Annotated in this window: 8 protein-coding genes; all 8 read right to left on the reverse strand. The window is 56.8% G+C overall.

Going from position 1 to position 6,433, the window contains the following annotated elements; genetic code table 11:
- Positions 1 to 544: GntR family transcriptional regulator (locus tag LBR61_09685; GenBank protein ID MDR1732346.1), on the reverse strand; the 544-nt coding region annotated here is incomplete at its 3' end.
- Positions 545 to 610: 66 nt separating this feature from the next.
- Positions 611 to 1,393 (reverse strand): polysaccharide deacetylase, encoded by a 783-nt coding sequence (locus LBR61_09690; GenBank protein MDR1732347.1) that lies wholly within the window; start codon positions 1,391 to 1,393, stop codon positions 611 to 613.
- Positions 1,390 to 2,268 carry a polysaccharide deacetylase gene (locus tag LBR61_09695; GenBank protein ID MDR1732348.1) on the reverse strand — a complete coding sequence of 293 codons (879 nt, stop codon included), beginning with the start codon at positions 2,266 to 2,268 and terminating at the stop codon, positions 1,390 to 1,392. Before LBR61_09695 ends, LBR61_09690 begins: the two co-directional genes overlap by 4 nt.
- Positions 2,269 to 2,298: 30 nt before the next feature.
- Entirely contained in the window at positions 2,299 to 3,024 is a 726-nt protein-coding gene (locus LBR61_09700; protein MDR1732349.1) for an amino acid ABC transporter ATP-binding protein, read from the reverse strand.
- Positions 3,017 to 3,682 carry an amino acid ABC transporter permease gene (locus tag LBR61_09705; protein ID MDR1732350.1) on the reverse strand — a complete coding sequence of 222 codons (666 nt, stop codon included), beginning with the start codon at positions 3,680 to 3,682 and terminating at the stop codon, positions 3,017 to 3,019. Before LBR61_09705 ends, LBR61_09700 begins: the two co-directional genes overlap by 8 nt.
- 21 nt (positions 3,683 to 3,703) lie before the next feature.
- Entirely contained in the window at positions 3,704 to 4,519 is an 816-nt protein-coding gene (locus LBR61_09710; GenBank protein MDR1732351.1) for an ABC transporter substrate-binding protein, read from the reverse strand.
- A 138-nt stretch (positions 4,520 to 4,657) separates the two neighbouring features.
- Positions 4,658 to 5,365 carry an aspartate/glutamate racemase family protein gene (locus tag LBR61_09715; protein MDR1732352.1) on the reverse strand — a complete coding sequence of 236 codons (708 nt, stop codon included), beginning with the start codon at positions 5,363 to 5,365 and terminating at the stop codon, positions 4,658 to 4,660.
- A 45-nt stretch (positions 5,366 to 5,410) separates the two neighbouring features.
- Positions 5,411 to 6,376: an amidinotransferase gene (locus LBR61_09720; protein MDR1732353.1), complete on the reverse strand. Its 966-nt coding sequence runs from the start codon at positions 6,374 to 6,376 to the stop codon at positions 5,411 to 5,413.
- Positions 6,377 to 6,433 lie beyond the last annotated feature (57 nt).

Genomic DNA, 6,433 nt, shown 5'->3' on the forward strand with positions numbered 1-6,433 from the left:
GCTGCAACAGGGCATTTACGATTTTTTCATGATCGGCAAGCGCTTCTTCGTCATGTTCCGCGTCGTAGTACACCAAAAATTGCAGGAGCTCTTTGATCTGGGCGTATTGCATGTTCAAAAAGCGATTTTTGGAGGTGTTGATGAGCAGGTCATGAAACTGGAAGTCGCAGCGATCGAAGAGGGCCTTGTCTTTGTGCAGATGAGCCGACATGCATTGATGAATTTTTTTGATCTTTTCATGATCTGTTAAATCAAAGTATTGATTGAGGCAAAACATTTCGTGCATTTTGCGCACTTCCATCAGATCTTTGATTTCAGAAGCCGTGTAAGTGGCCACGTAAAATCCCACTCTCGCCCTGTTCACGACGAGCCCCTGGCGGGTCAGATGCAGAAGCGCGTCGCGAACGGGCATGGGACTTACGTTATATTGAGCGGCCAAAATTTTGGGATTGAGCTGATCCCCCATTTTGTAACGCTTTTTCAATATGTGTTGTTTAATTTCTTCATAAAGTTGATTTTGTATACTTTCCTGTACAATTCCCATTTTTTGTTCCTTCACGAGAACGAATCGATCAATTCGGGACGAGCCGCCGGAAAAGTTCTCGTGACGTTATGAAACCCCTTCCGCCAGCTCCCGGCAGGTGTGGTAAACGGAGTTTTCTCCGCGGGCCGTGTAATCCAGCAGCTCCTCCATCAGGGCTATTCTTCCCGGCGTTCCGATGGTCTGAGGGTCGAACTGCGGAATGTAGCTGAGTCCATGCCGAACCGCGCCGTCATATTCCCATTTCCAGTTTTCGAGGGTATGAGCGTACCCCGCAATGCGCCCCTGACCGGTGGGAAACGCCGGATGGTAATTGAAGGCGAAATAAGGGAAGTCAAAAAGCTGCCATTTTATGGGAATTTCCACCAGAGGCGCGACGGAATGGCGATAGGGGATGTCGTCGCCGAAGAGTGAACTGGAGTACTGGAAACCCAGCTCCGCCAGAATCGTCAGAGTTTCGGCGGTGAGTTCTCCCATAAAGGTCCGAAAACCCGCCGGAGCGCTTCCGCAGAGGTTTGTCAAAATCTTTCGGCTTCGCGCCAGAAGCTCCTTTTGCTCGTCCCGTGGAAGAGTCGCGAGGTTTTCTCCCCGACAGCCGCCGCAGGCGATTTCAAAGCCGCTGTCGGCCAGCCGCCGGATGGAATCGGGCCAGTTTTCCGCTATGGCCGCGGGAACAAAAAAGGTGGCAGGCAGGTTCCTTTGCTTCAGGGCGTCCACGACCCGATCCAGCCCCCGAAGTAACCCGTAAGTGCCCATGGAAAGCGTTTTGGGCTTGTTGACGCTGTCGGGAAACTGCCCCAGCCAGAAACTTTCCCCCGCCAGATTGAATGTGATTGCAACGTCGCACTTCATTGGGCGCTCTCCCTCCACCAGCGGGCGATCTCCGAACCCGTGGCCACCCACGCGTCTTTTGAGTCCGCAAGTTGCTGCAAAAGTTTTTCCAGAATGAAAATTTTACCCGGAGCGCCGATCACCTGCGGGTGGAACATGAACGCGCAGCACAGTCCGAACCTGCGGTATCCGGCCAGTTCTCGGAGAAAATTGTCCGCCACCATGTCGTAGCCGGCGATACGGTCCTGCCCGTCCGGCTCGGCGGGGTAATAATTGTAGGCGGTCTGGACGTAGTCGTCCAGCTCCCATCGGGTTGGAATCTCGATGAAGTCGCTGGGCTGCCCGTCGATAACCGTCCGGTAGGGTCGATCGTCGCCGCGCATGGAGCTGGAATAAAGAAAATTCCTCTTCACAAAAAGGCCGGGGGTGAACTCCGACCAGTCTCCCGACGGGGTGCGGAACCCATCCGCCCTTCGCCCCGTAAGCCGGAGAAAAATTTCCTGGCTCCGGTCGATGATGTCCTCCTGTTCCGCCTGGGAACGATCATAAAAACGCTCGTGAAGATAGCCGTGCTGACCGATTTCGTGGCCTCGGGCACAGAGTTTTTCCAGGAGTCCGTCGTAGTGCTCCGCCGTCCAGCCTGGCACGAAAAAGGTGGCGCGGACGCCGTAGCGGTCCAGCATGTCCAGAATACGGTCCACGCAGCGTTTGGGACCATATTGACCCAGAGAAAGGGAACGAATGTAATTCCCGCCGTTGGGCATATTTCGATTGCCGTTGGCCCAGGTCGTCTCGGCGTCCACGTCGAAGGAAAACATGACCGCGCTGGTTTTGCCTTCCGGCCAGCGGGGACGCGGCTTGGAAACGTCCGGAGCCGCGGATGGGGGTTGGGGCATGAGAAATCTTCCTTTCTTCCTGCTGTTTTTTTACAGCATTTTGTCCAAAAACTGCCGGGCCCGTTCCGTTTTCGGGTTGCTGAAAAACTCGGCGGGCGTTTCGTCTTCGAGCATGACGCCCTCGTCCAGAAAAACGATCCGGTGCGCCACCTCCCTGGCGAAGTTCATTTCGTGAGTGACCAGAGCCATGGTGATGCCCGTGCGGGCAAGGTCCTTGATGACCAGCAGAACTTCCTTCACCATTTCGGGATCCAGGGCCGAGGTGGGTTCGTCGAACAGCATCATTTCCGGCTCCATGGCCAGAGCCCGGGCGATGGCCACCCGCTGCTTCTGCCCGCCGGAAAGTTTGGCGGGATAAACGTCGGCCTTGTCCACGAGTCCCACCATTCGCAAAAGGTCCATGGCCTTCTCCTCGATGAGGGCTTTGCGGATTCCCTTCACCTGGATCGGCGCGTAGCAGATATTCTGGAGGGCCGTCATGTGAGGAAAGAGGTTGAAAAGCTGAAAAACCATGCCGATATTCTGCCGGACCAGGCGCAGTTCTTTTTCCTCCAGCCCCGTGATTTCCTGTCCTTTGATGAACACCTTCCCCCGCGTGGGGGTTTCCAGCATGTTGATGCACCGGAGCAGGGTGGATTTGCCGGAACCGGAGGGCCCCACGATGGCGACGACCTCTCCTTTTCCGATCCTCAGGTTCACGCCCCGCAGGACTTCCAGTTTATGAAACGTCTTGTGAATGTTTTCCAGCCTAATCACTGCGACGCACCCACACTTCCAGCCGGTTGGCGACGATGGAGAGGATCATGACCAGAACGTAATAAATGGTTGCCGCCACCAGAAAAGGTTCGAAGGGACGAAACGTGAGGTTGATGACGCGCTGAGCCGCCCGGGTGATGTCCGTGACGGCAATGACCGAAATCAGAGAGGACTCCTTGAGCAGGGCGATCATCTCGTTTACCAGACCGGGCAGCACGTGCTTGAGGGCCTGGGGAATGACGATGTGAAACATGGTTTTGGCGTAGGGAACGCCCAACGCCGTCGCCGCGTCTTTTTGACCCTTGTCCACGGCCTCCATGCCGCCCCGGAGAATTTCGGAGATGTAGGCGGCGGAGTTCAGGCCGAATGCCAGCACTGCGGACTCCAGCGCGGAGATGGCGTAACCGGTGAGTTGCGGCGTGGCGAAGTACACCATATAAAGCTGTACCAAAAGGGGAGTTCCGCGAAAAATCGACGTGTAAAACCGGGAGGCCCACTCCAGAGGCCTGATGCGGGATACCTTGATCAGCGCCAGAATTGTCCCCCAGACAAAGCCGGCCAGAGTGGAGAACAAAGTGAAGAAGAGGGCATTTTTCGTGCCCTCCTCGAACATGGGCCAGTACTTTGTAAAAATTTCGCCGAAAAAGGCCAGTTCCATCGAAGCTCTGTCCCGAAGCGGTTATTTGCCTTTGCTCTGGGTGATTCTTTCCCTGTAATCGGCGAGGTAGGCCGCGCCCATCCATTTCTCTATCATTTTGTACAGTTCTCCGCTGTCGACGATTTCCTTCAGCGCGGCGTCGATGGGCTCACGAAGCTCGGACCCTTTGGGGAACAGGATGGCGTAGCTGGTCTCCCTGGTCATTTCCAGAGGCAGCAGGTGAAACTCCAGTTCGGGGTACATTCCGGCGAACACCGCGGCCTGGCACCCGTCCAGCACGGCCGCGTCCACTCGGGTGTTCCGCAGTTCCTGAACGACGGCAGGCGTCCCGTTGATGGGGGAGACCGTCACGCCGGGGAACGTCTCGGCTCTTTTCTCGTAGGAGGTTCCGAAGGGAACCGCCACCTTGCGCCCGTTCAGTGACTCTATCGTGGGATAGGGGGCGGCCTTCCGGCTGATGATGGCGATGGTCGGATAGAAATAGGAAGAGGAAGCGTCCAGCCGCTCCAGCCGCTCAGGGGTCGGAGAAATGCCGGAAATCACGAAATCCGCCCGTCCGCTGGTCAGAGCGCCCACCAGCCCCGCAAACTCCATGTCGCTGATGTCGAGTTTGAAACCCAGTTTTTCCGCCAGTCGGTTGACGATGTCGATGTCCAGCCCCTCGAAACCGCCTCCCTGAGTGGCGGACTCAAACGGCGCGAACGTGGCGTTGATCGCCAGACGCAGCGTCTTTCCCTTCAACGCGTCCGCCGGGGCGGCGAAAGCGCAGGACGCCGCCAGAACGACAAGCAGTGACGCCACGCACAACCCTGCACACAACTTCGATACTTTTTTCATATTGCAAACTCCACCCTTCTTTATATAATTGTAAATTCCGCGTTTATCATGAAATAACTTGCATCTGTTTATATCTGTTTCTATCTGAATGAAGCGACGTATCAATATAGCACAAAAACAGCATAAAAATGTGTCCTGTTAAAACATGCGGGGAGGAAAGGGGTAGGCTCGTTTGCTGTGAGAGAGCCCCAGCCGGACCATCTGACAGGCGGCGCTCACTCCGGCGAAGGCGGGATCGACCACCGGCGCGCCGATGACGCGGGACAGCCCCTCTCCTTTGCCCGCAAGGCTCAGGCAGCCCAGAATCACCACGTCGGCGCCGTCCTCCTTCACGCAGGACAGAGCGGTTTTTTCCAGATACTGCAAAATCTCGTCGGAATGTCCGTCCTCAGGGGCAAAAATTTTGTCCAGACCCCGGACGGAGGCGATTCTTCCCTCGTCGAGGCCGCAGGATCGAAGGAACGCCCGCTTTTCGGAGACCCGGGCTGAGGTCAGGGTGACGATGGAAAGACGATAGCCCAGAGACGCGGCCAGAAGGATCGCCGCCTGCGCGCTGCCCACCGCCGGAATGGTCAGCTGCTCCCGGCACGCGGCCAGCGCCGGGTCGCTGAAGCAATACAGAACCACGGCGTCGAAGCCCTCTTTTTCCGCCCGCAGGGCGATGTCCAGAATTTCCGGCGAGGCCAGGGCCACGTCCCGAAGCGAGTCGATGACGACCTTTGTTCGGGTCAGGCATTCCATGTGAAGAACCGTCCCCGGCTCGCAGACCCTGGCCAGCATTTTTTCCCGCGCCCGCAGGTCTTCCGCCGACATTCCGTAATCCGGATTGATCAGTTTGATCTTCATGAATGTTCGTGCTCTTCTTTTCGTGCTCTTCCCGTGTATGACGGTTTAAAGAGGATCTCTCGCCAGAGCCGCCGTCATGCAGTGGAGGGCTCCGAAGCCTTTTCTCAGTTCGTCGATCTCCACCTCCAGGACCTCGACGCCGTTCTGTTCGAGGAAGGCTTTGGTTTGGGCGTTGCCCTTCGGAGCGAGGATCCGCCCCGGTTCCAGCGCCACAAAGTTGACGGCGGAGCCGTTTTTCACCTCTTCCAGGGAGGGGGCCTCAAGTATTTTGAATCCTCTGTGTTTCAGGGCGTCAACGATGTCGTAGGGAACCTGCCAGGGGAAAATCAGAACCTTTTTTCGGTCCACCGGGTTCATCAGGCCGTCCAGATGGGCGTGTCCCCAGGGAATCTGAAAACGCAGAATGTTCACGACTCCCATGCCCCGCAGAACTTCCTCCACCTGACGGACGCCTTCCTCGTTGCTGCGAACGCCGGTTCCGAGGATGATGGTCTCTCTGTCGATCCACATTCCGCAGGCCCCTTCGAAAACTCCCTTTCCCGAAATCGTGCGGACGATGGGACAGCCGATCTTCGCAATGGCGGCGGAGATGGCCCGTTCTTCGCCTCTGCGGAACGCCGTGGCCTGACGGCAGAGGATGGCCCCTTCCGGAGTTCCCAGCACGTTGTCTCGCATGAAGAGGGCGTTGGGTCGGTCTTCACGCTGATCTTCCACGTAGAAGACGTCGGCCCCGCAGGATCGATAGGCCTCGGCCATGGCGTCGTGCTGATCCCGCGCCCTGGCCGGATCCATCACGGCTTTCCAGCGCCAGTCCGCGGGATTTTTGACGATTTCTATCTCTTTGCCGGGACGCCGCAGCAGAACGACCCGCAGTTTCCCCACCTCGGACGTGACGCTCCATTTGCGTCCCCACACGGAAACGAGGTTGTCCTCGAATGTGGAAGAATCCGCAAACCACTGTTCACCGTAATCATCTATTTTTTGCGTCAGCGAGTCCCTGATTTCGAGCATACGATCATCCCCTGAATGGCAGTATGGTATAACACAATTATTCAGATGTTACCACAA

Source organism: Synergistaceae bacterium, assembly GCA_031272035.1.
Classification (GTDB): domain Bacteria; phylum Synergistota; class Synergistia; order Synergistales; family Aminobacteriaceae; genus JAISSA01.